This is a genomic window from Microcoleus sp. bin38.metabat.b11b12b14.051 (genome assembly GCF_013299165.1).
GTDB lineage: Bacteria > Cyanobacteriota > Cyanobacteriia > Cyanobacteriales > Microcoleaceae > Microcoleus.
The window spans coordinates 21,122-47,310 of record NZ_JAAFKD010000032.1 but is presented as its reverse complement, the minus strand read 5'-3'; the positions used below and the strand labels follow the sequence as shown (position 1 = coordinate 47,310).

The following is a 26,189-nucleotide window of genomic DNA, read 5'->3' as shown; positions in this document are numbered from 1 at the left end:
TTTAAAATCAGATCATGCTTCCCTTTATCCGCAAAGACTTAGCCGAACTTACCGCCTACACTCCCCATCCGGGCGGCGCCTCAGGAGAATCAACGCACTCCCAAAGCGTACTCGATCGCCTCGACACTAACGAATGCGCCTATGATTTACCAGAGGAATTAAAACAAAAGCTAGCCTGGACTTACCAGCAGTTAATCGAGACAAATCGCTATCCCGATGGAGGCCACGCAGCCCTGAAACAGGCGATCGCCCAATATGTCAACGAATCCCTAAATATCCCCCCCCTTAACAATGGGGAGAGCCTCAACGTCCCCCCCCTTAACAATGGGGAGAGCCTCAACGTCCCCCCCCTTAACAAGGGGGAGAGCCTCAACGTCCCCCCCCTTAACAAGGGGGGGCTAGGGGGGGTCAAACCACCACAAACCGCCATTACAGCCGACAATATTTCTGTCGGTAACGGTTCTGACGAACTAATTCGATCGCTCTTAATCGCTACTTGCTTGGGCGGCGCAGGTTCGATACTCGTCGCCAATCCCACATTTTCAATGTACGGAATTACCGCCAAAACCCTCGGCATTCCCGTTGTCAGCGTGGCGCGCAGAGAGGATAATTTTGAAATCGACATTAATGCAGCAAAAAGAGCGATCCTCTCCGTTGATGAGGCTCCCGTAGGGGCGGGCTGCGCTAACGACCAAAATCAAAATCCCCCCGTGCGTATCGTCTTTGTCGTGCATCCCAATTCCCCCACAGCCAATGCTTTAACAACCAATGAAATAGAATGGTTGTCTACTTTACCCGAAAATATATTAGTAGTAATTGACGAAGCTTATTTTGAATTCAGCCAAAACACTTTAGCAGACAGATTGCACCAGCATCCGAACTGGATAATTTTGCGGACATTTTCTAAAGCATTTCGACTGGCGTCAATGAGAGTCGGATATGCGATCGCCCATCCGGAACTCACAGCCGCCTTAGAAAAAATTCGCCTTCCCTACAACCTCCCCAGTTTTTCGCAAACCGCAGCCGAATTCGCTCTAGCGCAGCGGCAGTTATTGCTAGCAGTAATTCCCGAAATTATCGCCGAAAGAGCCAAATTAATTGCAGCGCTAACTCAGCATCCAACATTACAAGTTTGGCCAAGTGCAGCTAACTTCGTTTACCTGCGCGCGAAAGCCACTGAAGGCGCATCTATCGAACAAAAACACCAACAAATCATGCAGCAGTTAAAAGAGCGAGGTACTTTGATTCGGCACACCGGAGGAGGTTTGCGAATTACTGTGGGTTCTCCCGAGGAAAATCAGCGCACAGTCGATCGCATCGCTGCGATTTTGACTTGACAAAAAAATCGGAGCGTGGTATAAAATTCAGCAAATTACCAGGTGATTTTTAACCATCGAGCAGTCGCGCCGCGCGAATGGTTTGGGGAAATACGCCGACTAAAAGTGCCAAAGCTCGATCGGGAATTTCTGCTACCGTTTCCAAATCAAAATATTGTTCAAATTGAATGACAATCATTTGTGCGCGTTCCAAAGCCACAGGCTTTCGCGTTAACTGTTCCGTCAACCGCACCCAATGCCGCCGAACTCCAAAAGCTTTCTGTCTGTCTGCTGCCGAGACAGGGCAAACCAAACAAAAATCCCCCACGGGAATCGCCTGCTGCGAGTCAACATCAAAAGCACCTCCAACCGCAGCCCCAGGCCCGGCAAACTCCGCGTGGAAGCGTTTAATCAAAATTAGACCGTTCCGGCGACGGCTATCTACCATCAACAGCTTGCCGCTGGTGATTTCTGCGAGAATGTCAGAGGAGTGGGAGTGTTGTGTCAAATCTGTGCCAAGGTTTCGATGTCGCAAATCGGGGTCAGCAGAAACGCCGAGGCGCACAACACCGCTAGAGTTAAAATCAGAGCAGGATAAACTATCAAATTTGCGATCGTCGAGCGATCGTTCAAGACTATCCATTTACACTTATAAATTAATACTGTCACAAGGTGGTAGTTTGAGCGCCATCGAATATCCAATGCAGGCAGAACAAGCAGCAGACACACTGAAAGCGGATCTCCCAACCCTTTTTGAGAAAGACATCTCCTATGACATCTACACAAAAGATGTTTATTTTCAAGACCCTGTTAATAAATTTAAAGGAAAAATCAACTACCGGATTATCTTTTGGACACTGCGGTTTCACGGGCAGCTATTTTTCACCGAAATTTACTTCGACCTACACGACGTAAGTCAGACAAGCCCTGATACTATTGTGGCAACTTGGACTGTTCGCGGGACACTGCGCGTACCCTGGAAAGCTCGGATCTTCTTCAACGGCTATTCAACCTACAAGCTGGATGAGGACGGTTTAATTTACCAACATATCGACACCTGGGACAGAGATCCCGGAGAGATTCTCAAGCAGTTTTTCCGCAAGGGCGGGGATACTGGGCTCGGGGTTTTACCAAGAATTTCAAAGGTGGTACCCGCCACGTGATTTATCCGTGGAATCAATCCAAAATCGTTCGACGCTCGCGAAGTCGAAGTCTCAAATCTCAAATCCTCAAGCCCCCGCATTTATCCGTGGGGTCAATCTAAAATCTCAAATCGTTCGACGCTCGCGAAGTCGAAGTCTAAAATCTCAAATCGGTTGACTGATAGTCGATCGTCCTCCACCATCCACACAAGCAACCAGAGTAACCTATAATAACTCAAACAATCATCAGCCCTCAGAGCAATTTTTTGCTATTTGTAAACTGCTAAAATAATCGTTCGCTCAGATTAATTTTCTGCTATTTACTCTTCTGAAAAACATCATGGCTGATCTGATCTAGACTGCCACCAATGCCAGCGCTTTCAGAACACTCCTAACTGTTATTGAAGCAGCAGGTTTATGAGATTTATTCCAAAGTCCTGGTCTCTACACCGTCTTAGCACCAACTGACATTGGTTGCAGCCCAATCAAACTAAAGGTTCGTAGTGAGGACTTTAGTCCTTCCTCAATGCGGACTAAAGTCCTCACTACAAACCTATCTTGACAAACCAATCGGTTTATGCAAATTAGCGGACATTTTAAACTAATTATCCGAACCTAAAATCAATCCCGATCGCGCCGGCAGGATCAATTCTAAAGATCGAGTTTCCCCTTCACCTTTCCAAACAAACTCGCCTTTACCGAACAGCAATTTCTCGTGAGGAGATTTCAAGTTAGGTGCCTCAAAGCTAATATGAGCTGCTTCGGTAGCCACATTGACAGCCACAACTATTTCCTCATCCCCCAAAATCCGAGCAAAAACGTAAACCGTTCCCTCAGCAAACAGAATCTGGTAATCTCCGGTGCGGAGGGCAGCATATTTGTGCCGCAAAGCAATCAACTGCTTGTGATAATCTAAAACATCAAGTTCCCAGTGAGCTTCTAAGGGAAAACCGCGGCGAGAATCGGGATCGAGAGCACCAGGTAAACCAACTTCATCGCCGTAGTAAATACTCGGAGCTCCGGGAAAAGTTAACAACAGCAAACTAGCGAGTTCGACGCTAGGTTTATCGCCTCCAGCAATGGAGATTAACCGGGCTGTATCGTGACTCGCCAACAAATTGAGTTGAGTTAGCTGGATCGGCCAGGGGTAAAGTTCCAAAACCTGCTGAATTTTTTCGCCATATTGTTTAGCAAACAGCGGCGGATAGGGATGGTAAGAACGGCCTTCAATTTGGGCTAAATCAACTCTGTCGCCCGCAGCAAAAGCAATAGTTGGCCCCGCAAACAGATAATTCATTACTCCGTCAAATTGACTGCCATCGAGCCATTCTCTGGCATCTTCCCAAACTTCCCCGACAATGTAAGCTTCGGGATTAATTGCTTTAACTCGTTCTCTAAATTCCTGCCAAAATCCCGGACTTTTAATTTCAAAAGGAACGTCCAGCCGCCAGCCGTCGATGCCGAATTTAACCCAGTATTCGGCGATTTCCATGATGTATTCTCGCACTTCAGGATTGTCGTGATTGAATTCTGGTAAGGCTCGGTTTCCGTCCCAACCTGCGTAATTAGCCGGAAAATTGCCGTCGTAGGCAGATAGTGGCCAGCCTTCTATTTTAAACCAATCTACCCAAGGAGAATGGGGGCCGTTTTCGAGGATGTCGTGAAAGAAGAAAAAGCCGCGGCTGGCGTGGTTGAATACGCCGTCGAGGACGATTTTGATGTTGCGAGCGTGGGCGGCGTCTAGAAGGTCTTTAAATGCTGGATTTCCACCTAACATTGGATCGACTTGATAGTAGTCGTGGGTGTGGTAGCGGTGATTGCAGGCTGACTGAAATATCGGGGTGAAATAAATTGCGTTTATGCCTAAGTCTTGCAGGTAATCTAGCTGTTCCATAACGCCCCACAAGTCGCCGCCTTTGTAGCCTTGAAGGGTGGGGATTTCGTGCCATTCTTCCCACATAAAGTTTTGCAGGAGGCGTTTGCGGGGCTGTTTGCTTTTGGCAAAGCGATCGGGGAATATTTGGTAAAATACCGCGTGTTTAACCCAGTCAGGCGTTTGAATTTGCATATACTTTTCCTGTCTTTTACGGCTTAGGCTACAGTAGCAGAGGTTACTAGGGAATCTAGCTTTTGGTAGAAAAATAGACACTTTGCCGAGTTTTGTCGATCGACCGATCGCCAAACATCCCACAAATTTGGAGTCTATCTGAGATTTCTAAGTGATTTTAGCCTATAAATTTATCATCCCGGCAGGTGGCGCTTCCTGAATGCTGCGGAGTTTGAGAAACTTACAACATAGGAACGCCAGGAAAAAAATTGCAGCTAACTCAAGTATAAACAGAGCACCAAGTGCGCCCCAAGTGCGATCGCAGGCGCTGAAACCAAAACCACCGGGGCAATCGATCGCCAGATGGACTTATTGCCACAACAGGGAATTGACCCAAAACACTTGTAATTAACAGCCCATAGCCCAAACCTGATTGTTTGGTGAAACTGCCCTTATTTAGTCATGGGTATTTTAACTCACAACTCCCAACTTTTCAAAACATCAATTATTGATTGATGGGTATTTTAACTCACAACTCAAAACACAAAACTCCTCTCCCCCAGGCACTCCAACTCTCACAAACGGGTTTTTTAACTGCTCTTGAGGATTGGAACGAAGTATTTAGATTAACAAACCCGGTTTCTGCGCCAGCAACTGAAATCACTACTCAAAACTCAAAAGTTCCTTGCTCCCCCCCTTGTCAAGAAGCCCTCACCATCGGACACTGGACTTGGAGAGTTAATAGATCCTAGGGAGAAAGTTCCTTGAAAAACGTCTTAGCCATCATCCTCGGTGGCGGTGTCGGCACCCGCCTTTACCCCCTAACCAAACTGCGAGCCAAACCCGCAGTTCCCCTCGCAGGCAAATATCGCCTCATCGATATTCCTGTCAGCAACTGCATCAACTCCGAAATAGTCAAAATCTACGTCCTCACCCAATTCAACTCGGCATCCCTGAACCGGCACATCTCTCGCACTTACCAGTTTTCGGGCTTCACCGAGGGATTTGTCGAGGTGCTCGCCGCCCAGCAAACTCAGGAAAACCCTAACTGGTTTCAAGGGACAGCGGACGCAGTTCGCCAATATATCTCGCTGCTTGAACAGTGGGACGTTGACGAATACTTGATTCTCTCAGGCGACCACCTCTACCGCATGGACTATCAGAAGTTTGTGGATAGACACCGCGAAACCAATGCCGATATCACCCTCTCGGTTTTGCCAATGGACGAGAAGCGGGCCTCGGATTTTGGTTTGATGAAAATCGACGACAACGGCCGCATTATTTCTTTCAGCGAAAAGCCAAAAGGCGATGCGCTCAAACAAATGCAGGTGGATACTACTAAACTGGGACTGACACCGCAGCAGGCTCAGGAAAGTCCTTACATTGCTTCGATGGGGATTTACGTCTTCAAAAAAGAAGTTCTGATTAAACTCCTGAAAGAATCTCCCAACCAAACTGATTTTGGTAAAGAGATTATTCCGAATTCTTCAAAAGACCACAACGTTCAAGCTTATTTGTTTGACGATTATTGGGAAGATATCGGAACCATTGAGGCTTTTTATGATGCTAACTTGGCGCTGACAAAACAGCCTAAGCCTCCTTTCAGTTTCTACGACGAAAAGGCGCCGATTTACACTCGCCCGCGTTTCTTGCCGCCGACTAAGCTTTTAGATACTCATGTGACTGAATCGATTATTGCTGAAGGGTGTATTCTCAAACAGTGCCGGATCGACCATTCTGTGTTGGGAGTTCGATCGCGTATTGAAGCTGGATGTACGATTCAAGATACCCTGGTTATGGGCGCTGACTTCTACGAACCGGACGCCGAACGGCATTCGAGTTTGGACAATGGTGGAGTCGCCCTCGGTATCGGTGCAGATACTACAATTCGCCGCGCGATTGTAGATAAAAATGCCCGCATCGGCCGCAACGTTCAAATCATTAATAAAGACCGAGTGGAAGAAGCCAACCGCGAAAACCAAGGTTTTTACATCCGCAGCGGCATTGTCGTAGTCCTGAAAAATGCCACGATTCCTGATGGAACTATCATTTAGTTATTAGTCATTAGTCATTAGTCGTCAGTCATTAGTTTTTTAAATTAAAATCTGTTATCTGCTAGTCAGTGACTGATGATAAATAAATTAGTGACAGATCGCCAATGACCGATGACTGATGACTGATGGCTGGTCTTCGGCTTTATGAAAGACTCGGCGAGCGGACAAGCTCACTGATGAGGAAATTATTTTTTTTAGTTCATTATTAATTTCAACGGCTGATGCTCCCGTTGTCAAATACTTGGCTGTATTCCAGCCCCGGCGCATTAATAAGGCACAGTCTCTGTTGCGGTCTGCTGCGATACAGATATGTTCGATCGCCTGCGTCTGGCGGATAGCTTCTGATTCTTGTATTTGCGATCGTAGCAAGACTGGCAAATGCGCTGCCCGTTTCTGAGTACAACACAACTCTCGGAACTATCTTTCCAATCGTCGCAGCAGCCACAAGGCCAACTTAGCAAATAATTCATAATAGTAGCACTCTGGTAGCGTTAAAAGCTGATGATTATACAATCCTATCTTAATTTTTCTGAAAGTGTGTGTTCTAGTTAACAGACAAGCGAGAAATTATGTTGTACTTTTATGACTTAAGTATATGCAGAGGCTGTAAAAGCAACACAGTATACCATCAGTCTGGAAAATAAAAAATATATAGAAAGATGGTTGAATTACTGCACGCTTTAGGGTATGATAGCTTCAAAATTTAGGCAGCAGATTCGACGGGACTTGCTAATGAGAACCAGCTAGGGTTGGCATTGGTGAACAGTTAGAGAAAGAGAAGTTCGATCGCACATCTGAGAAAAAAAAGAGCAAAAAAGAGCGATCCTCAGCAAGGGCGTCAACCCGACGGGCGATCGAACCAACAACCGCAGCAGCTTTCCCCGACGGGCGATCAGATATGGTACGCACACGAAAATCCCAAAGGCGCACAACTCCTGAAAATATCCAATAGCAGGGGGGTGCGGAAATTGCGATGTCCTGCAAGCAACAACCGAACTCGATCGAGTCCCAATCTTTGATAACCTATAATCTGAAGAAGGAAGAGTTAACAGTTGACAGTTGACAGTTGACAGTTGACAGTTGACAGTTGACTTGCTCGAAGGAAGAGGGAAGAAGGAAGAAGGAAGAAGGAAAAGTACCCTTCGGCTACCTTCGGCTACGCTGTACAAGTCGCTCTAATTTGGGATTTATGCTTCCTCACAACTAACAACTAACAACTAACAACTAATAACTAATAAAGAGAGGATTACTTAATGGCTGCAACGGATTTTAAAGACTATTACGCTATTTTGGGGCTCAACAAAACTGCCAGCTCAGACGAAATTAAAAAAACTTTTCGCAAACTAGCCCGGAAATATCACCCGGACATGAATCCGGGGAATAAAGAAGCCGAAGCTCGTTTTAAAGAAGTAAACGAAGCTTATGAAGTGCTTTCAGACGCAGAAAAACGCAAAAAATACGACCAATACGGTCAATACTGGAAGCAAGCGGCTGCAACTGGCGGGGGATGGCCGGGTGGGGCGGGTACGAATGTAGACTTTGGCGGCGTTGACTTCAGCCAGTACGGCAGTTTTGACGAATTTATCAATGCTTTGCTCGGCCGCGCCGCCAGCAGCGGTGCTGGTAGCAGCCGCAGCAGCAAGTGGAATTACAGCAACTACCGCACCAGCACCGGCGGGCCCACAGGTTTTGGCGGATTTGAAGATTTCGCCGGGTACGAAAACCGCACCGCAGGAAACTCTCTCGACACTGAAGTGGTGATTTCCCTGACTCTGGGGGAAGCCTTTGGCGGCACTTCCAAGCGAGTCGCCACAGGCGAAGTTTCGATTCCTGCGGGAGTGAAAAGCGGTAGCAAAATTCGGGTTAAAGGTAAAGGTCAAGTTGATCCTTACACGAAGCAGCAGGGAGATTTGTACCTAAAATTAGAAGTTTTACCTCACCCTTTCTTTCAATTTGAAGGAGAGAATCTGGTCTGCGAAGTGCCGATAACTCCCGACGAAGCGGTGTTGGGAGCTTCTATTGAAGTGCCGGCGCCTGAAGGTACGATCGTTGTAAAATTTCCGCCGGGTATGCGATCGGGTCAGTCTTTGCGGCTGCGAGGGAAAGGATGGCCGAAACCGAAGAAAGATGAACGCACTGATTTGTTGGTAAAAATTGCGATCGTCCCGCCGAAAGAACTCACAGCCCTAGAGCGCGAATGCTACGAAAAAATCAAGGCAAATCGCACTTTTAATCCCCGCAACACTTTAAACCAGATGGCACTTTAATTTTAATTTTGATGCCAAAATGCTCGCAAATTGTTAAGAATTGTTCGCGGCCCCTCAAACTTAGATCGGTTGCCCCAAAAGCTAGATCGCTGTGTGCTAGCATAAACCCGATGCTTTCAGAGCATCGACAGCAGTATAAGTTAACTTCTGGTTGGAGGAAGTATCAACTTGACTCCTTCAGATGATCAAAGCAGGCAACAGCTATGTTCCAAAAAATTGAATACTCGCTAGCTAGAATCATCGACAAGTTACTACCGAGCGCTGCGGTTAAGCCTCTCCGAGATACTTGGAGGGAATGGCGGGGAAATCCAGAGATTACTGTGGCTCGCTACTTGTGCGATCCGTCTCGCTTGGCGTTTGATATCGGAGCCAACAGCGGATGTTTCACCCATGACTTAGCTCGCTCTTCAGCAGGTTGTGAAGCTTTTGAACCCAACCCGATACTTGTGAAACTGCTGGAGGAGAGCTGTAAGGGCGAAGCGGTACGGATACATTCCTGTGCTCTTTCCGATCGCGAGCAGCAAACAGATTTAGTCATCCCTACCATTGAAGGCAACGATTACCTAGCTCTCGCCACTATCGAACCAGACAACCAGTTTCCTGCGGTTGAACTACGGAAATTTACTGTTGATTGTTATCCTCTCGATAGCTTCAACTTCTCGCCAGTAGGCTTTATGAAAATTGATGTAGAAGGTCACGAGCTAGCTGTAATCAAAGGTGCTCAAAAGACAATCGAGCGCGATCAACCTAACTTTTTAATCGAAGCAGAAGAACGTCACAAGCCCGGGGCAGTAGAAAATTTGTTAAACTATTTTTCTAACTGCGGTTACGAAGGTTTCTTCATGTTAGGCAGACAAATTTTACCGATTGATAAGTTCAGTCTAGTTCTACACCAGCCAGATTCTAGCATACAATTTGACAAAATTCTTCCAGGTAAAACCTATGCAAACAACTTCATTTTTACCAAGAATCAAGCAGCAATTGCAAAGTGGCAGCGCGTTGTCTGATTGTGGCGTATTGTTGAGAAAAAATTAACAAAACCCAAATTCGACACCCAGCTTTTAATTAATGGCTAAAGATTGAGTTTGAATTAATCTTGTTTGCAGTCAGAGTCCAGAATGCCGAAAGTTGTCGATCGCCCCAAGCATCTAATCGAGACGGACAACTATCCTGAACTCTGACCTGCAAGCAGGTTGACCAATGAGCCAAAGCTTAAACCTAAGGTGATATTACTCATCGCTAGCAGTTAGCTGACTGGGCTGGCGACCTTGCTTGATGTTAATGCTAATTTTTTTAGCTCCTTTCTTTTCCAAATCTTTGATGTAGCCACTCGTATTATTAGAAGCTTCATCCTTGGTTTCGTAGGGGCCAAAGTAATAGGTGCGTTTGGGCGAATCTGTGTCAACTTCTACCCACCACTCGCGACCTCTACTGCTACCCATCGGTTGAGTCAGTATCCAGAAAGCTGCAACGTACATACCGAATAGATAAAGTCCGAACATAGTATGTCTCCCCAAAGTCAAGTATGTTATACTTTCCTTAATTTAGCAAAACAAATAGTTCGATCGGCTCAGCCTCTGTGCTGATTTAGCCACCGCAATTGTTGAGACTTAATACTACCTAACATCAGCATTTTGGTGTAGAACAAGTTGATTCTTAAGCCGCAGCTACAAGTCAAAAGTCTGCTAAGCAATCACGACAATTAGACCCAATATCCTTGAGTTCGGAGAATGCGAACGGCTAAATACTATGAGTAGAAAATATTCCCCTTGCTCTTGCTTTCCTCCGGAGGATCTCAATTTAGCTTTTTGAGCGGTCTCAGGGGCTCGCGATCCAACACGGCACTATAAAAAATGCTTTTTGCATTCATTCAATTCAAATGCTTCTATTTATTTGTCTATAAATTCATTGCTAAAGTGTTAACAATGGCGTATGGGAATAATATCGCGATCGACTATTCACTACAAAAACGGATCGGTGCGGACTCCTTCTTGGGCCGGAGAGCGGACGCCAGGACGCACTACGAACACAGGCGCGATCGACTATTATTGCGATCTATCGGACATGATATAGCAGTGGACAGTTGACAGTGGACAGTTGACAGCTTGCGCGAAAAGCGACTTGTCCCGAGCGAAGTCGAGGGAAGTCGAAGAGTTGCTTCGTCAAGGAAATCAAACGGTTTCTGCTATGGGCTATAGGCTCTATTCATGAGGTTATTTATGTCCTCACCGCTGTGGCGATTGCTATATCAAGCATAACTTGGCCGCGCTTGACGCGCCAAAACCTGGTTTTTCAACCGATACTTGTCTCGATAGACCGAGTTTATCAGTTAAAAAACCAGGTTTTTGCAGCCTAAACTATCAAAACTATTAAGCAGCGATACTGTTTGAGAATTCACTTTCGCAGATGGTGAGTTCCGAAGGATGACACCGTTTGATGCGGACGCTAAGTCTTTTAGCTCCTTCGCTTTCCAAGTCTTCTATATAGCCCGGAGTGTGACAGGAGGCTTCTTTGTCGGTCTCGAAGGGGCCAAAATAGTAGGTACAGTAGGGCAAATCTGTGACGATTTCTACCCACCATTTCTCGGGTGCGCGGCGGCTGGGCCCGACAAATACGGACAAGGCTGCGAGGTAGAGACCAAATAAATAAAATCCAAGCATATTTCCTCTTTATGGGTTATTTATTTTCTAACAGGACTTGCGTCATCGCGACTCTCATCAACCGGGTTGTCCATTTTTCGCGATCGCCCTTTCGCAGAATTTTGTCTCTCAAACCCGGTTTCTGCATCTAACACAATCTCACTTTATCAATACTATTTGGGCGATCGCCTCAACCTGAGTGCAGATTTTGAACAGGTAGGTTGTTGCGCTTGGGCGCTCTTTCATGTATATAAAGAAAGAGCGCCCAAGCGCAACTGCTGACTTAAAAATTTAAGTCAGCAGTTGCTGACAAATTAAATCCGCGATCGATTGGTTGGCGAAATACGCTGGAATATAGAGACTGTACGCTAGCAACCTCATAGCTGAAGAACTGTGGCTAAAATAGCAAAACCCGCCGGGGCGGGTTGTTTTGTTGAGCTATCAAATTCCTTAAACCAATCTGATTTTTCCGCAAACCTGAGCAGGCTGAGGCTTAGCGCTTGCCTTTGGGGAACTGTTCGATGCCAGCCCAACCGTAGAAAACCAGCTCGTCGTTTTGAACTCGACACCTGTCTACTCGCAGTTGAGTACCTTCTAAGGCAAATTTGTCTAAATCTAGCAAGTTATTTACGTGGACAATTATAGCTTGAGCCAAGTCTATGGCTTGCCCGTCACCGCCGTAAGTAACGCTGACAAATTGGATTTTGCGTCGGTCTTCTACTTGCAACTGAGCTGTAATATCTATTTTGACTGGTTCGCTGGAATTGCCGATCGTAATTTCGGACTGAAGCCGAATAGATTTGTCGGCCCCGAAGCTGACTTCAGTGTTTTGAAAGTGCAGAGATTGATCTTGGTAACTCAGCTTTTGAAGTTTTTCAACTACAAAAGGCGTGTTGAATGAGGTGGTTAAATCCGATCGACTTAAGACGACTCGCATATTTGCCTGGGTAGGCTGCCGCAATTTGACTTGACCTGCAAAAATCGCCCCAAAATCAATGGAGAGTGCTTGCAAGTAAAGTTCCATCACCTCTATGCGTAGGCCGTTGTACATTAGCATACCTTTGCCAACGAAGTCGAAACCGTCGATGCTTCCCTGCAATAGTTTGGCCACAGGTTCGACTCGGATGTTGGCTTCTGCCTTTTCTGAACGTTTGAATAAGGCCGCGATCGCAGCTCCTGCTACTTTGCTGACAAGGCGATCGCCACTTTGACCTTGAAAGGATGTACCGCTAAACAAAGCTGCTACCATTTATGCGTTTGCTGATCTACAGTCGCTATTATAACCTCTCATTAAGAAATGTTAAAATAGCTTGTTCTTATTCACTTTATAAGCAGATGTTGTTTTTGTCTGCCTTGAAGGTAACATTTTTGAAATTTAAGGGCTCAGGGGAGTGCCTTGGAGACAAGCGTGATCGAGCAAAGCTCCATCCCAGATGGTATGTTCGATCGCAGCACAGAGCAAATTAGCCCCCGTCAGGTTAGCACCTCGCAGTACGGCTCCATTCAGAATAGCTTCTTCCAAATCAGCCCAGGACAAGTCTGCACCGGACAAATTGGCATTGCTCAAATCAGCCTGCTGCAAGATGGCGCGAGACAAATTAGCGCCCCGCAAGTCCGCGCCGCGCAAATCGACACCGCTTAAGTCCAAATTGCCGATCGAGACTGCGGTCAAAAAAGCACCCCCAAAACTTGCATCGCGGACTAAAGCGTTAGCAAAGGAAGCACCGCGCAAGTCAGCATTCCGAAAATCTGCGCCGCGCAAGTCAGCACCACTCAAGTCAGCACCGCGAAGGTTTGCTCGCAGTACCGCCCGCTGCAAGTTAGCACCGGCCAGATTTGCTCCTGTTAAGTTAGCTTGAGATAAGTCGGCACCAGCGAGATCTGCTCCCGCTAAATCGGCGCCAGCTAAATTTATGCCGGCCAATATATGAATTTTGCCTTGGCGTATGGCTTCGAGGTCATTAGTCATTAGTTTTTAGTCATTAGTCATTAGTCATGGGGCATCGGGGATGGGGCATCGGGCATCGGGCATCGGGCATCGGGGATGGGGCATCGGGCATCGGGGATGGGGCATTGGCCAAACAGGTCATTAGTCAGTTGGCAGTTGGCAGTTGGCAGTTGGCAGTTGGCGGTTGTCAGTTGGGAGTTGGCAGTTGTCATTAGTCATCAGTCCGAGCACTAAATGCCCTATGCCCTATGCCCAATTCCCTATGCCCTATGCCCTATGCCCTATGCCCTATGCCCCATGCCCCATGCCCCATGCCCCATGCCCAATTCCCAACTTATTTTATAAGGCAGGGGCTGCTGCCGGAGCGCGATCGCCCAAATCTTCCAACCAGATATTAGGCAGTTGGCTAGGGCGCGTTGGTAACTCCATCAAGCCCATGTCTGCGAGTCTGACGACGTTACCGAGAGTTTCCACCAAAGCTGGATCGAAGCGAGTGCCTGAAAATTCGCGGCACTTTTCCAAAGCTGCTGTCAAACTCAAAGCCGGACGATCGCCCCGCGGTTGAGTCAAATCTTGAAAACAAGCGACTAACCCGACAATCCGCGAAGCAATCGGTATCTCTTCGCCTCGCAAACCTTCTGGCCTACCACTGCCGTCCCAGTTTTCGAGTTTGTGCTTGACAATTTCGGCGACTGGTGATAGCTCCGGCATTGCTTGCAGGAGTTGGGAACCGATGAAACTACGATCGCGCCAGAATGAGAGAGTTCCTTGGTCGAATTTATCGGAAGTGCGATCGAATACTTCATTTGGCGCCGAAACTAAGCCGACTCGAAACAGCAATCCCGCCAGCCGCAGACGACGCAACTGTAAAGCTGGCAAATCCAACAATTGACCCAAAGTTTCCGACAAAGCCGCCACCTGCAAAGACGCTGTGGGATTTGAGGTATCGCGTTCGTCTACGCGCTGGGCCATCCGCAGAAAAGCTTGCAGTTTGTTGGCGTTCAAATTGCGGCTGACGCGCAAAGCTTGACCTTCCAATTCCCACAAATCGCGGGTTTGGCGGTTAATTGCCACCATTTGCTGCTGAGAACTTTGCAGGTAGGTGACGATGCGCGATACTACGCCGCTAATGTCTGCCAAGGGCGGGCCTTTGGTAGCAAGAATCGAGTGGTGAATTTCCAGCAAACTGTCAGCTAGCGTGGGATTATAATGTCGCGTTTGTTCTATAAAAATTTCTGCTGACGCCGACACCAAGGACTGGTCAAATGACCACAAACCGTAGAATTTTCGCTCTGTATCGACTTCTGGCTTGCCCTCTGGCAAGTATTCCTCGTCTGAAAGTTCGCGACAAAGCACCATTGCTTTGTATGTCGGGGCGAGAATGATTAAATTCCATTCTTGGATGATCGGGTCGATCTCATCGAGTTCTATTAAAGATACATTTTCTAAATGACCGGTTTTGTGGGTAGCGAAACCGCTGTCGGCTACTGCACCGATAACAACCTGTCGAGAGGCATTAGCAATATCGAAATAGCGATCGGCTTCCTGCAAATACCACTTTCCCTGCTGAAACGTCACCAAAACCAGTGGTTTGAGTGCGAGATCGTCGCCGCTGCTGGTTTGCAAGATGTGGTCTTCCAGGGCGTGACACAGGGCTACGAGAGTGTTTTTGAAGTATACCCCGTAGCTCGAAGGCAGTTTTCCGTCGGGAAGTGTAGCTTGTAGTCTGGCGAGAGTTGATTCTGGATTCATTGCAAAAGGCGGTGCCGGCTCTTAATGTATTGTAACGTGCGATCGAGCTTCTCGAAAATACTTTTGGCAAAAAATCCGAGTTTTTGATGGTTTGTGGCTCTACAACGGACAAAAACGCCTAGGTGAAGGCGATCGATATTGCGCTTTAGCGGTCTCTTGCAGATATGATAAATATCACCCGATCGCAACAATGTGCCTAGAAAAGATTTCTGATTTTGTACCAGTTGTGTCCAGGACTATATACGTATTTGTAAAATTATCATCTCTGAAAATAGGACTTGCGGTAAAATGAAAAACTTAGGTGTTCGACTTGCAGCATTCCGGCTGGCAACGACCAAGTTTTTTCATTAATCGACAAGTCCTATCTGAGGTTTTCTTCGTCTCGAAAAAGTTTGTATTATTTACCTTTGGACTCAGAGGCATCCGCAATCAAATCATCTTTATCAACTTTTGGAACAAAATCAGGTCGTTCTTTGGATTCCCAACCCGGGGGGCGCTTGGAGTTGTACCAGGCAATTGAACCGATACCAACTGCTGCCACAAATCCAACACCAAGAACTGCGAGGGGAATCGTTAGGTTGTGTTCTACCATTAGGTTGAAATCCTTATTTACTCTACTTCTATTGTATTTTATGTGCTATTGGTGATCCTGCGATATATCTGAAGACTGAAAAAGTGAGTGAATTGCAGCCATAATGCTTAGAGATGGAAATTCGAGGGCTCCTTTATGCCGTTGTTGACGATCGCATTGCTGCTAGTTGCCAGTTTTGCTCTGGGTGCTTTGCCGCTGACTCGCTGGGCGGTGCAACTCCTGGGTGGCAAGGATTTGAGGCGGTTGGGTACCGGGAATGCGGGCGTGTCGGCTGCTTTCATTCACGGGGGGAAGTTGGCGGGGATTGCTGCGGTGTTGGCGGAAATTGCCCGGGGTATTTTGCCTGTTTTGGCGGGGCGGTTTTGGTTTCCTGATGCGCCTGCGATCGCGATCGCCCTGTTGATTCCTCTAGTGGCCGCCAGATATGCGATCGCCCGAGGTGGAGGCGTCACTAACGCTGTTTGGGGTCTTTTGGTATTTTCGCCACCGGTGGCTGTTTGTTCGGGCATTTGGGGGCTACTGGTGTGGGGTTTGGCAGATCGGTTCTGGGAAAAGGGCGATCGGGCGAGACTGTTTGCTTCTCGCTGTGGCTGTCTGTGTACGCCCATCTGGGTTTGGGTGTGGCGTCAATCTTTGCCGGAATTCTCAGCAGCAGCAGGATTGGGAGTTTTATTAGCAGCAATTAATCTCAGTCAGGGTGATGATATGGCTTTGTCTAAATCGGAACAATTGTTTTCTCTCGATGACTCGTTGGATGCTGGAATCTGCGGCGATAAGGCTGCTAGGTTGTCTCAGCTAAAACGCGCTGGTTTTAATGTTCCTGCTGGCTGGATTTTGGCATCGAAGGAAGAAGGAAGAAGGAAGAAGGAAGAAGGAAGAAGGAAGAAGGAAGAAGGAAGAGGGGAGAGGGAAGAGAGGAGAGGGAATGAGGGAAATGCCGATCGCATTTCAATCAATAATTCTGTCATCCAAAATCTGAAATCGAAGATATCCAACCGCATGATTGTGCGCTCTTCGGCGGCGGGAGAAGATGGCGATATTAGTTCCGCAGCCGGACAATATGAAACCATCGGGCCTGTTTTGACTGAAGCAGAATTGCTCGATGGCATTAACCGCTGCCGCCAGTCTTATTGGAGTTCGGAAGCTGTGGCTTACCGCCGCCAACGACAAATCCCAGATACTCAAATGGCTGTCTTGATTCAGCCTTATATTGAGGGCAAAGTTGCCGGAGTTATGTTCAGTCGCAATCCTTTAGATGGCGGTTCCCAGATAATTATTGAAGCTTTGCCGGGAGGTGCGGAATCTGTTGTTGGTGGACAAGTTACTCCGCTACATTTGGAAGTTGATTTTACTCAGCCTGAAAATTTAGAACGAAATTTAAACGAACTCGAAATTAGTTCAATTATTGACAAACAAATTATAGCTGAATTACTCAAACTAGCGCAAACAATAGAAGCTTTTTTTCACGGCATCCCGCAGGATATTGAGTGGAGTTGGGACGGGGAAAAAGTTTGGATTTTGCAAAGCCGCCCGATTACTAATTTGCAGCCGTTTTGGACTCGCACTATTGCCGCAGAAGTGATTCCCGGTGCCATTCGCCCGCTAACTTGGTCGATTAATCGGCCGCTGACTTGTGGGGTTTGGGGAGAGATTTTTAGCGTGGTTTTGGGCGATCGCGCGGCTGGTCTAAATTTCAAGGAAACAGCGACTTTGCTGGGTTCCCACGCCTATTTTAACGCGACTTTGTTGGGCGAGATCTTTCGGATGATGGGATTGCCGGAGCAGGGTTTGGAGTTTTTGCTCAGAGGGCAGAAGATGGGTAAGCCGCCTTTGATGAAAGTTTTGCCGAATTTGCCCGGTTTGTGGCGTCTGGTGCAGCGTGAACGGGCGCTGAATGCAGAATTTGAGGTCGATCGCACTTCGATATTTCAGCCCGCTCTGCAAAGTCTTTTGAAGGAAGAAGGAAGAGGGAAGAAGGAAGAAGGAAAAGGTTCGAGGGAAGAAGAAATATTAATGCCCAATGGCCAATGCCCAATGCCCAATGCCCAATTCCCAATTCCCAATTATCAGTATCTGTCGGAGTTGTTGGATAAATCTGAAAAAATTCAGGAGTGGCTGAAGCCGATTACTTACTACAATATCTTAGGGCCGATCGGGCTGGCAATTCGCAAAGCAATTTTTCGGGTTAACGATGAATGGCTGGTTAATGATACTGCTCCAGAAATCGCTTCGGTGCGAGCTTTGCAGCAGTTGGCTCAAAAGTTGCGAGAAGTTGCGATTTCGCAGTCGGGCGAGAATGTTTCAGCAGCACAGTTAGCACAGATATTTGCTGAAACTCCGGCTTTACAAGCAGAGTTTGAACAGTGGCTTGATAGTTATGGATATTTGAGTGAAGTGGGAACGGATATCGCTGTTCCCACTTGGCGGGAACAGCCGGAAACTTACCGCAAATTGCTGGTAACTATGGCTCATAAATCTGCTGTTGCTAATTTACCAGCAACTGATAAATTAAGTTTGACTTTTGCTCAAAAGTGGCGTTTAGATAAATGTCAGCAACGAGCTACAGTCAAAAGCCAAATTAGCGAAATTTACGCCCGGTTGTTGGCTTACCTGCGCTGGACTTTTCTAGATATTGAAGCTTGCGGATTGGAAATGCAGGTGTTTCAGGAACCTGGTGATATTTTTTATCTGGAATTTGGGGAGATTCAGCAGTGGATTCGCAGCGGTGCGAGTGTTTCTTTTCAGGAGACGATTCGGCTGAGGCGCGATCGCCTGTTAACCGATCGCGATCGCCCGATTCCCCCTGTAGTCTACGGCAATTTACTGCCAACTTCTCGCAAAAGGTCGATCGACCCCGCAACATCTACAACCGGTATCATGCAGGGAATCCCCGCCAGTATCGGCTGCGTCGAAGGTTTTGTCAAGATTTGCCGGAGTGTCACCACAGAGTTAGGCGAAAATGCGATCGCTGTAGTACCTTATACCGATGCTGGTTGGGCGCCACTGCTATTGGGAGCAACAGCAATTATAGCCGAAGTTGGCGGCCAATTGTCTCACGGAGCGATCGTTGCTCGCGAGTACAAAATTCCGGCTGTGATGAATGTTGCTGAAGCCACAACTCGCCTGCGAGACGGTCAAAAAGTGCGAGTTGACGGATATCTCGGTACTGTTGAATTGCTCGATTGAAAACGCGCTTGAATAGTTGAGACTTGCATTGCATTACCAAGCTTTTAAATCTGCAAATTATCTGCGTTTATCTGTGTTTATCTGCATTTTATCTGCGGTCGATCCATCAATAAAAGATTTACGGAAGACGTGTTTTGATGAAAAATGGAAAATAAAAAGTTTTCCATTTTCCATTTCCCGATCGACTCGCGATTTTCCTAAACTAAGAAATTCTGGACAACATAGTTACCCACCTTTCTACCAGAACTCAAACCGTCTACGTTAGCACTCATGAAATGAATGCCTCCGAAAATGCGACTCATCCCCGATTCATCCGCCGCTTGGGCAAAGTTTTCAAAGGTTCGCAAACTGTTGATAGATTTGTCTCCCTTGTTGGCAAACCCAAAATCTGCACCAAATACAGAGTTCATGACGGGTTCGGCGGCACCGCTAAAGGTACTGTGGCCTGACGTGTATTCCGAGAAGGGCGGTGTTATCAACAGTGGCGTCCATTTGTCGTCGATTGTCGTGTCGGGATTGTTGTCTCTGTCAGCTTGGCGAATCGCTGTTACTGGGCGCCAGAAGTCGTACTGATACTTGGAATCCCAGGAGGTAATAGCTGCATCGGCTTCGGCAATATTCAGCAGGGCGAACAAGCGGGCGCTATCTTCCAAGGACGTGCCGACGAGGGCTGATGCTTCTGAGGCTATTTGGTTCCAGTGGCCGGGAGGAGTAAAAGTACCTGAGCCGTTGGCCCAGAATTTGGCGATCGCAGTTTGGTCTGGGGTGCGCGTCAGACTGTCAATTTTGCCGATTTCTTTGACGAAGTTTAGTTCCTCTGCGTACTTGGCGCTATCGAGGGCGGGCGGGCCCGACGGGCGGAACTGAGAGCCGCTAGTCATCGCAAAAGGAGTCACGCTAGGCCACTGGGGCGCCAGCGCCGCAGCCAGGGCTGGGGGAGTCGGCTGCCAACTGCCGGGAGCATTTTTAGGGGTGTACGGTACTACTTTTGTGGCGCCGTCTGTACTCCGCCAACTGATAATTTGGTCAGCAACTTGTCTCCCGAGGGCGATGCCGTCATCTTTGGATTTGCCGTCAGGAATTGTAAACAGAGATGATTGGTATGCTGCATCGAATTTTGCTGCTTGTGCTGGATAGAGGCTGACTAATACCTGTTGGGCTGCTGCTGCTGCTGCTGCTTGTTCTGACGCGCCTGCGGGTGCATCTATGCTGACGCGGTAAGGGGTGTATTTTTTGCTAATCGAGTTCACCGCATCGTAAATTGCTGCGGAAACCATTGCCATGTTGCGGGAGGCTAGCGGAGGCGGGGTGCTGGCTGTCCGGATGGCATCCAGCATCGTTGTGTTCCAATCTCTGATAGGGTTTCCCGAAAGATAAGTTGTGAAGTTGTCGGGGGTGACGGTGTTGCTGTTGACTCCCTGCAACACTGCTAAATATTCGCCTGTGAGTTTGTCTTGAATAACGGTGCTGTTGCTGTTAGCGTTTGTGCCTTGCTGGATGTTTAAGTCTCCAAATGTCAGGCCGTCGAGCAACCGAATTTTGTCCTTGCCTTTCTCGAAGTCGGTGATGTAGTCTGCCGTGGCTACGGTTGGGCCGCCGCTACCTTTGCCGATCGTAAAAATGTCATCGCCTTCACCACCGCTGAGAGTATCGCTTCCTTTGCCGGCGTCGAGGATGTCGTTGCCGGAATTGGCAAAAATTAGGTCGTTGCCTTTGCCGCCCCAGATGATATCGTCGTCTGCACCGCCGAAAATTGAATCGTTGCCGGAGTCGCCACAGATTTTGTCTTTACCGCGATCGCCTTGGAGGAAGTCGTCTCCGCCGCTGCCGTATATTATGTCATTGCCATCCAAACCATTAATTTGATCTGAGCCTGAAGTTCCTTCGAGATAGTCGAATTTAGGAGTACCGGTAAGAGATGTCATTGGTGATTATTTGATATTTTTTCATTAAATAGCAAGCACTTATAGTCTCGATAAAAATCCTATAAGTGTTTGCTCGTAGTTTAGATTATTAGACTTTTCAGTTAGTAAGTAAATACCCGGATCGAAACTTTATTGAATCTTTAATCTTTCACTCGTTTGTATAAAGTTTTTAATTTATCGATGATATAAAAATACATGAACTTTACTCAAAATTTACATTTGTAATGATTTTATTGATCTTTAAATATATAATGTGAGTATAATTCAATTGTAACATTATGTTATGTATTAAGCGACGCTGGTATATACTTAAGTAAGGTATTTTTGTAATTATTTGTTAAGCACTTCTTAAAGCGGCGATGGGGTCAAGTTTGGCGGCCTGACGTGCCGGAACAACGCCGAAAAAGAGGCCTACTGTACCCGATACGCTAACAGCCAGGGCGATCGCCACAGGCGAAATACCAGCTTGCAGGGGCGTGAAATTACCTACAAGCAAGATCCCGCCGACACCTACACAAGTACCGACAATCCCGCCCGCCGCCGATAAAATTACAGCTTCGATAATGAATTGAAACAAAATATCGTTTTGGGATGCTCCGATCGCCTTTCTCAGCCCAATTTCCTGGGTGCGCTCGCTGACGGAAACCAGCATAATGTTCATAATCCCAATTCCCCCCACCAACAGCGAAATACTAGCCACAGCAGTTAACATCAGTGTCAGGGCCCCGGAAATCGATCCCATTGTTGCCATTAAATCTTTCTGATTTCTGACCGTAAAGTCATCTTCTGTGGTAATCTTGTGTCGCAATCTCAGCAAATTTTCCACCTGAAATTGAGCAGCATCCATTTTCGACTCATCTTGAATCGAAATAAACAGCGAAGTGACAGCTAAACCGTAGGGAGACTTTCGCCCGACAATCCGGTTGGCCATTGTGGCGATCGGCACAACCGCCGAGTTATCATAATTTGTACCAAAAGATGTGCCTTTGGGCGCAAATACTCCAATTACTTTCATGCTGACATTTTTGACTCGCACTTGTTCGCCGAGGGGATTGGTATTAGCAAACAGTTTTTCGGCTAATTCTGAACCAAGAACCACAACTTGATTGTTTTGCTTGACATCGAGTTCCGTCAAAAATCGCCCTTTAGCCATCTCAAAGTTTCTGACAGTCAGAAATTCTGGAATTGTGCCGAAAATCAGAGACGACACATTTTTGTTACCGTAGCGAACAAGTTCAGAACTGTTGAGTTCTGCGGAGACGCCTTGTACCGACGGGACTTGAGTTGCGATCGCCTTACCATCTTCTACTATAAGTGTTTGAGGCGCATTTCTAATCGAACTGCGGCTAGCATTAGGCACTCCGGCTCTCACAATCAATACATTTGTACCCAGGGATTTAACTTGTCCGCCCACAAAATTTTGAGCACCTTCTCCAATCCCAATCATCGCAATTACCGAGGCATTTCCCACAATCATCCCAATCATCGTTAAACTGCTGCGAGTTTTGTTTGCGAGCAGTGTTTGACCGGCCATTTTAACGCTTTCAATAAAATTCATAACTTGGCAATTAGGTTTGTAGTGAGGACTTCAGTCCTTCCGAGCTTCAACAACTGACGAAAAACAGTTTTATTATCATAAAACGCTTTCAATAAAATTCATAACTTGGTAATTAGGTTTGTAGTAAGAACTTCACTCCTTCCGAGGTTCAACAACTGACGAAAAACAGTTTTATTATCATAAACTGTGCATCTTAGACATAGACTGTGTGCGTGCAGAATAGAATGTAAAACTATCTTGGTTCTTGTCTCTTCCCTCTTCCTTCTTCGTTCTTCCTTCTTCCTTCTTTTTAAGCGCTTCTCAATGCGACAATCGGGTCTAATTTAGCAGCTTGTTTTGCGGGTACGATGCCGAAAAACAAGCCAATGCTACCAGAAACACCAACCGCAAGGGCGATCGCCACTGGAGACACGCTAGCTTGCAAAGGACTAAAAGCAGACACCAAAAACACACCGCCGATACCAAACCCAGTACCGATCGCGCCACCAGCCGCCGACAAAATCACAGCCTCAATCATAAACTGAATCAGAATATCCTGAGGAGAAGCACCGATCGCCTTTCGCAATCCAATTTCCTTAGTACGTTCAGTCACCGAAACCAGCATTATATTCATAATCCCGATGCCGCCGACAAACAGCGAAATTGCCGCCACAAAAGCCAACATCAGAGTCAAAGCACCAGTAATGCTGCCCAAAGTCTTCATTAAATCCTTCTGATTTCGGACAGTAAAATCATCCTCTTTAGTAATATTGTGGCGCAAGCGCAGCAAATTTTCTATTTGAAATTGCGCCGCCCTCATTAACTTCTCATCTTTCACCGAAACCGAAATAAATGTTACCTTAGTGCCGTAAGGAGACGAGCGACCGACAATGCGGTTAGCCATCGTTGTTAGCGGCAAATAAACATTCATATCTTGATTGTCACCAAAACTCGAACCTTTCGCCTGCATCACTCCAATTACTTGAAAAGTCGCGTTTTTTATGCGGACATATTGACCGACAGGCTGCGTATTCCCAAACAATTGTTCAGCAGCTTCTGAGCCTAAAGCAACTACATTTTCTTGTCTTTCTAAATCTAACTTGTTTAAAAATCGACCTTGAGCAATATCAAAGCTTCTTACCGACAAAAACTCGGGAGTAGTTCCCACAATCGAAGACGAAACGTTTTTATTGCGGTAAGTAACGATTTGACTGTCATTGAGAGTGGGTGCAACTTGTTCGACAGAAGGAACTTGAGAGGCGATCGCCAGAGCATCATCCAACACCAAAGTCTGAGGAGGAATCACCGGGCGACTTTGGGCATCTGGACTTCCGGGAATGATAAACAGCAAGTTGGAACCCAAAGAGTTAACCTGTCCCGCAATATAGGTTTGAGCTCCTTCGCCAATACCAATCATCGAAATTACGGAAGCATTACCGATGATAATTCCTAACATCGTCAAGCTACTGCGGAGCTTATTAGCTGTCAAAGTTGTGACAGCCATTTTGACACTTTCAACAATATCCATGAGTCTATTTTAGATTTTAGATTTTGGATTTTCGATTTTTCTATTGCAGGATTTACTCATCAAAAGCAAAAACGGTTCGTAGTGCGGACTTCAGTCCGGAGCATTTGGCGGACTTAAGTCCCCACTACAAACCAAAACGGTTCGTAGTGGGGACTTCAGTCCGCAGCATTTGGCGGACTTAAGTCCCCACTACAAACCAATCTTATTGTGCGGACTGAAGTCCGCACTACAAACCAAAACTGTTCGTAGTGCGGACTTCAGTCCGGAGCGTTTGGCGGACTGAAGTCCGCACTACAAACCAATCTTATTGTGCTCAATCCACCGGACATGATATGACCAATGACCAATGACCAATGACTACTTTTGATTCTTAATAATATCCTCCAACTTTTTACCAGCCGGAAGTTCAGTAAAAACCCGATCGCCCGTTTTAGCACCCTCTAAAATCTGAATCTTGTTACCAATAGTCGAGCCAACAGTCACAGGCTTAAACTTCGGCTGCTGCTTCTCATCGGGAACCAGCACGCCGGTTTGACCCTTATTAGTCACAATGGCCACCGTTGGAACAACCAAAGCATTGCTGAGCTTTTGACCGACAAATTTCAAATCTACATTCATTCCAGACTGCAAGAAATCCTTGCCCGTGTCAATCGCAACGCGCACTTGAAACAGAGTTACATCTCGCTCTTTCACCGCTTCCGGCGCAATTAACTTAACGCGGCCTTTAAACACTTTATCGGGATAAGCATCAGCCACAATTTCAACTATTTGACCCGGTTTAATTTGACTGATATCTGCCTCCGGGACTTTCGCCAAAACTTCCACATCTCTAGCCAGAGCGACAATCGATGTCGAAGTTGCCGAAGTCGCCTCGGATGCCGAAGTTGCTGGAGTTACAAAAGCTCCTTGAATCGCGTATCTTTGGGTAATAACTCCTGCAAAAGGAGCGCGAACTTTCGTATCTTCTAACTGCACTTCTTGGAAGCGGACTTGAGCTTGAGCTTCGGCTAAATCAGCTTTAGCGGAGGCTATTTCTTCAGGGCGAGCGCCGTTTTCTTGTACGGCTAATTGGCTTTTTGCTTCAGCAACTGCGGCTTGGGCTTTAGCGATTTCTTCTGGACGGTTGCCGTTTTCGGTTTGTGCTAATTTGCTTTTAGCTTCGGCAACTTCTGCTTCGGCTTTGGTAATTTCTTCCGATCGCGTGCCGTTTTGTAACTGCTTCAATCCTTGCTGTTCTACTTCCACAGCAGCTTGCAGTTGCTGAATTTGCGACTCGCGACTTTCTTGCAGTTGTTGCAAGCGTTTTTGGGCTTCTCTTACCTTAGCTTGAGCCGTGCGATTTTCTTTGATCAACTCATCGAGTTTATCTTGAGCAAGAGCACCTTCTTGCACTAATGGGCGGTTGCGTTCCACCCGCTGAGCTGTTAGTTCAGCTTGGGCTTTACTCGATTCAATTTGCGTTTGTGCTTGGGCAATTTCTTGTTTGACACTGCCAGTTTGAGCGTCTGCTAAACGCGCTTGAGCTTGGGCTAGACGAGCTCGCCCTTGGCTGACTTCTTCTACGCGACTGCCGGCTTTGAGTTGCTCTAAACGGGCTTGAGTTTGCTGCAATCGGGCTCTGGCTCCTGCAACTTCTTCTACACGACTGCCGGCTTGGAGTTGCGCTAGAGTAGCCTGGGCTTGCTCTACACGCGCGCGGGCGCTGGCGATGTCTTCCGATCGATTTCCAGCTTCAATTTTGGCAAGTTTAGCTCGAATGCTGGCTTCGCGGGCTTTGGCTTGGGCGAGTTGAGCTTCCACGTCGCGGCTTTCCATACGGGCGACCATTTGTCCTGCTTCCACGCGATCGCCCTGTTCGACAAATAACTCTGCGATCCGGCCGGAGCCTTTGGGGCTGAGATTCACGCGCTGTACGGGTTGCACTGTCCCGCTAGAGGTGATCCGCACCGTCAGGTTTTGCGCTTCCACCGGCACTGTCATTGCTGCGATCGCATCTACTTTCGGCTGCGATCGACTTTTTGATATATATAAGGTAGTCGGTACAGCTAGCAACCCGGCTGCAACCAAACCGATCGCCCATCGCGGCATCTTCCGTGCGGGTTTCTTAGGGGACTGCTTTTGGGCGGTTTTTTTATCTGCAATTTTTGTCTCTGGGGCCTTGGTGTCTGCAATCTGAGTATCTTCCACCTTGACCTGAGCAGCTTCCTTTTTGGGGCTAACGATCATACCGACTCACCTAATTAAATCTCAGGATTA

22 protein-coding genes are annotated in these 26,189 nt (G+C 47.1%); 8 read left to right on the top strand and 14 right to left on the bottom strand.

The window, feature by feature from the left end:
- The first annotated feature begins 14 nt into the window (after positions 1-14).
- Positions 15-1,337: a histidinol-phosphate transaminase gene (locus tag QZW47_RS25055; protein WP_293133232.1), complete on the top strand. Its 1,323-nt coding sequence runs from the start codon at positions 15-17 to the stop codon at positions 1,335-1,337.
- A gap of 49 nt (positions 1,338-1,386) precedes the next feature.
- On the opposite strand, the gene QZW47_RS25050 is transcribed toward QZW47_RS25055, so the two are convergent.
- Entirely contained in the window at positions 1,387-1,959 is a 573-nt protein-coding gene (locus tag QZW47_RS25050; RefSeq protein ID WP_293133229.1) for a hypothetical protein, read from the bottom strand.
- Positions 1,960-2,017: 58 nt separating this feature from the next.
- Here QZW47_RS25050 and QZW47_RS25045 point away from each other — a divergent pair, with 58 nt between their 5' ends.
- Positions 2,018-2,479, top strand: coding sequence for a DUF2358 domain-containing protein (locus QZW47_RS25045; protein WP_293133226.1), 462 nt, complete (start codon positions 2,018-2,020; stop codon positions 2,477-2,479).
- A 580-nt stretch (positions 2,480-3,059) separates the two neighbouring features.
- Here QZW47_RS25045 and QZW47_RS25040 read toward each other — a convergent pair.
- Complete coding sequence (locus QZW47_RS25040) at positions 3,060-4,526, bottom strand: alpha-amylase family glycosyl hydrolase (protein WP_293133223.1); 1,467 nt, start codon at positions 4,524-4,526, stop codon at positions 3,060-3,062.
- Between the two features lie 743 nt (positions 4,527-5,269).
- On the opposite strand from QZW47_RS25040, the gene QZW47_RS25035 reads away from it, so the two are divergent.
- Positions 5,270-6,559, top strand: coding sequence for a glucose-1-phosphate adenylyltransferase (locus QZW47_RS25035; RefSeq protein WP_293133220.1), 1,290 nt, complete (start codon positions 5,270-5,272; stop codon positions 6,557-6,559).
- Positions 6,560-6,646: 87 nt separating this feature from the next.
- Here the strand turns inward: QZW47_RS25035 and QZW47_RS25030 are convergent, their stop codons facing one another.
- Together QZW47_RS25030 and QZW47_RS25025 are read right to left on the bottom strand one after the other, a co-directional pair.
- Positions 6,647-6,937 (bottom strand): hypothetical protein, encoded by a 291-nt coding sequence (locus QZW47_RS25030; protein WP_293133217.1) that lies wholly within the window; start codon positions 6,935-6,937, stop codon positions 6,647-6,649.
- 351 nt (positions 6,938-7,288) lie between these two features.
- On the bottom strand, positions 7,289-7,468 hold the full coding sequence (locus QZW47_RS25025; protein ID WP_293133214.1) for a hypothetical protein: 180 nt from the start codon (positions 7,466-7,468) through the stop codon (positions 7,289-7,291).
- A gap of 344 nt (positions 7,469-7,812) precedes the next feature.
- Between QZW47_RS25025 and QZW47_RS25020 the strand changes: the two genes are divergently transcribed.
- Both QZW47_RS25020 and QZW47_RS25015 read left to right on the top strand, forming a co-directional pair.
- A complete protein-coding gene (locus tag QZW47_RS25020) occupies positions 7,813-8,826 on the top strand; it encodes a J domain-containing protein (RefSeq protein ID WP_293133212.1) in 1,014 nt (337 codons plus the stop codon).
- A 203-nt stretch (positions 8,827-9,029) separates the two neighbouring features.
- Positions 9,030-9,833, top strand: coding sequence for an FkbM family methyltransferase (locus QZW47_RS25015; RefSeq protein WP_293133210.1), 804 nt, complete (start codon positions 9,030-9,032; stop codon positions 9,831-9,833).
- 222 nt (positions 9,834-10,055) lie between these two features.
- Here the strand turns inward: QZW47_RS25015 and QZW47_RS25010 are convergent, their stop codons facing one another.
- Positions 10,056-10,328, bottom strand: a complete 273-nt coding sequence (locus tag QZW47_RS25010; RefSeq protein ID WP_293133207.1) for a DUF1816 domain-containing protein — start codon at positions 10,326-10,328, stop codon at positions 10,056-10,058.
- 430 nt (positions 10,329-10,758) lie between these two features.
- On the opposite strand from QZW47_RS25010, the gene QZW47_RS25005 reads away from it, so the two are divergent.
- Positions 10,759-10,899 (top strand): hypothetical protein, encoded by a 141-nt coding sequence (locus tag QZW47_RS25005; RefSeq protein ID WP_293133204.1) that lies wholly within the window; start codon positions 10,759-10,761, stop codon positions 10,897-10,899.
- 296 nt (positions 10,900-11,195) lie between these two features.
- On the opposite strand, the gene QZW47_RS25000 is transcribed toward QZW47_RS25005, so the two are convergent.
- From QZW47_RS25000 to QZW47_RS24990, 3 genes are all read right to left on the bottom strand, one after another.
- Positions 11,196-11,486, bottom strand: a complete 291-nt coding sequence (locus tag QZW47_RS25000) for a DUF1816 domain-containing protein (RefSeq protein WP_293133201.1) — start codon at positions 11,484-11,486, stop codon at positions 11,196-11,198.
- Positions 11,487-11,958: 472 nt separating this feature from the next.
- Positions 11,959-12,714 (bottom strand): DUF2993 domain-containing protein, encoded by a 756-nt coding sequence (locus QZW47_RS24995; RefSeq protein ID WP_293133198.1) that lies wholly within the window; start codon positions 12,712-12,714, stop codon positions 11,959-11,961.
- Between the two features lie 126 nt (positions 12,715-12,840).
- Entirely contained in the window at positions 12,841-13,434 is a 594-nt protein-coding gene (locus QZW47_RS24990; protein ID WP_293133195.1) for a pentapeptide repeat-containing protein, read from the bottom strand.
- A gap of 26 nt (positions 13,435-13,460) precedes the next feature.
- Here QZW47_RS24990 and QZW47_RS24985 point away from each other — a divergent pair, with 26 nt between their 5' ends.
- Entirely contained in the window at positions 13,461-13,628 is a 168-nt protein-coding gene (locus QZW47_RS24985; RefSeq protein WP_293133192.1) for a hypothetical protein, read from the top strand.
- A gap of 124 nt (positions 13,629-13,752) precedes the next feature.
- Here QZW47_RS24985 and QZW47_RS24980 read toward each other — a convergent pair whose 3' ends face one another.
- Both QZW47_RS24980 and QZW47_RS24975 read right to left on the bottom strand, forming a co-directional pair.
- The gene (locus tag QZW47_RS24980) at positions 13,753-15,165 is read right to left on the bottom strand and encodes an HD domain-containing phosphohydrolase (RefSeq protein WP_293133190.1); all 1,413 of its coding nucleotides are present in this window, start codon (positions 15,163-15,165) and stop codon (positions 13,753-13,755) included.
- A 397-nt stretch (positions 15,166-15,562) separates the two neighbouring features.
- A complete protein-coding gene (locus QZW47_RS24975) occupies positions 15,563-15,757 on the bottom strand; it encodes a hypothetical protein (RefSeq protein WP_293133187.1) in 195 nt (64 codons plus the stop codon).
- A 135-nt stretch (positions 15,758-15,892) separates the two neighbouring features.
- Here QZW47_RS24975 and QZW47_RS24970 point away from each other — a divergent pair, with 135 nt between their 5' ends.
- Positions 15,893-18,943, top strand: coding sequence for a glycerol-3-phosphate acyltransferase (locus tag QZW47_RS24970; RefSeq protein ID WP_293133184.1), 3,051 nt, complete (start codon positions 15,893-15,895; stop codon positions 18,941-18,943).
- A 197-nt stretch (positions 18,944-19,140) separates the two neighbouring features.
- On the opposite strand, the gene QZW47_RS24965 is transcribed toward QZW47_RS24970, so the two are convergent.
- The 4 genes from QZW47_RS24965 to QZW47_RS24950 form a co-directional block, all read right to left on the bottom strand.
- Entirely contained in the window at positions 19,141-20,868 is a 1,728-nt protein-coding gene (locus QZW47_RS24965; RefSeq protein WP_293133181.1) for a phosphatase PAP2 family protein, read from the bottom strand.
- A gap of 337 nt (positions 20,869-21,205) precedes the next feature.
- Entirely contained in the window at positions 21,206-22,426 is a 1,221-nt protein-coding gene (locus QZW47_RS24960; protein WP_293133178.1) for an ABC transporter permease, read from the bottom strand.
- Between the two features lie 289 nt (positions 22,427-22,715).
- Positions 22,716-23,933 carry an ABC transporter permease gene (locus QZW47_RS24955; RefSeq protein WP_293133175.1) on the bottom strand — a complete coding sequence of 406 codons (1,218 nt, stop codon included), beginning with the start codon at positions 23,931-23,933 and terminating at the stop codon, positions 22,716-22,718.
- 357 nt (positions 23,934-24,290) lie between these two features.
- Positions 24,291-26,159, bottom strand: coding sequence for an efflux RND transporter periplasmic adaptor subunit (locus QZW47_RS24950; RefSeq protein WP_293133172.1), 1,869 nt, complete (start codon positions 26,157-26,159; stop codon positions 24,291-24,293).
- Positions 26,160-26,189: the final 30 nt, after the last annotated feature.

Excerpts from the sequence above, each read along its gene's own strand:
- QZW47_RS25000 (WP_293133201.1), bottom strand. The coding sequence starts at position 11,486 with ATGCTTGGATTTTATTTATTTGGTCTCTACCTCGCAGCCTTGTCCGTA.
- QZW47_RS24965 (WP_293133181.1), bottom strand. The coding sequence starts at position 20,868 with ATGACATCTCTTACCGGTACTCCTAAATTCGACTATCTCGAAGGAACT.
- QZW47_RS25010 (WP_293133207.1), bottom strand. The coding sequence starts at position 10,328 with ATGTTCGGACTTTATCTATTCGGTATGTACGTTGCAGCTTTCTGGATA.
- QZW47_RS24990 (WP_293133195.1), bottom strand. The coding sequence starts at position 13,434 with ATGACTAATGACCTCGAAGCCATACGCCAAGGCAAAATTCATATATTG.
- QZW47_RS24960 (WP_293133178.1), bottom strand. The coding sequence starts at position 22,426 with ATGAATTTTATTGAAAGCGTTAAAATGGCCGGTCAAACACTGCTCGCA.
- QZW47_RS25005 (WP_293133204.1), top strand. The coding sequence starts at position 10,759 with ATGGGAATAATATCGCGATCGACTATTCACTACAAAAACGGATCGGTG.
- QZW47_RS24975 (WP_293133187.1), bottom strand. The coding sequence starts at position 15,757 with ATGGTAGAACACAACCTAACGATTCCCCTCGCAGTTCTTGGTGTTGGA.
- QZW47_RS25020 (WP_293133212.1), top strand. The coding sequence starts at position 7,813 with ATGGCTGCAACGGATTTTAAAGACTATTACGCTATTTTGGGGCTCAAC.
- QZW47_RS25055 (WP_293133232.1), top strand. The coding sequence starts at position 15 with ATGCTTCCCTTTATCCGCAAAGACTTAGCCGAACTTACCGCCTACACT.
- QZW47_RS24955 (WP_293133175.1), bottom strand. The coding sequence starts at position 23,933 with ATGGATATTGTTGAAAGTGTCAAAATGGCTGTCACAACTTTGACAGCT.
- QZW47_RS24980 (WP_293133190.1), bottom strand. The coding sequence starts at position 15,165 with ATGAATCCAGAATCAACTCTCGCCAGACTACAAGCTACACTTCCCGAC.
- QZW47_RS24995 (WP_293133198.1), bottom strand. The coding sequence starts at position 12,714 with ATGGTAGCAGCTTTGTTTAGCGGTACATCCTTTCAAGGTCAAAGTGGC.
- QZW47_RS24985 (WP_293133192.1), top strand. The coding sequence starts at position 13,461 with ATGGGGCATCGGGGATGGGGCATCGGGCATCGGGCATCGGGCATCGGG.
- QZW47_RS25040 (WP_293133223.1), bottom strand. The coding sequence starts at position 4,526 with ATGCAAATTCAAACGCCTGACTGGGTTAAACACGCGGTATTTTACCAA.
- QZW47_RS25050 (WP_293133229.1), bottom strand. The coding sequence starts at position 1,959 with ATGGATAGTCTTGAACGATCGCTCGACGATCGCAAATTTGATAGTTTA.
- QZW47_RS24970 (WP_293133184.1), top strand. The coding sequence starts at position 15,893 with ATGCCGTTGTTGACGATCGCATTGCTGCTAGTTGCCAGTTTTGCTCTG.
- QZW47_RS25045 (WP_293133226.1), top strand. The coding sequence starts at position 2,018 with ATGCAGGCAGAACAAGCAGCAGACACACTGAAAGCGGATCTCCCAACC.
- QZW47_RS25015 (WP_293133210.1), top strand. The coding sequence starts at position 9,030 with ATGTTCCAAAAAATTGAATACTCGCTAGCTAGAATCATCGACAAGTTA.
- QZW47_RS24950 (WP_293133172.1), bottom strand. The coding sequence starts at position 26,159 with ATGATCGTTAGCCCCAAAAAGGAAGCTGCTCAGGTCAAGGTGGAAGAT.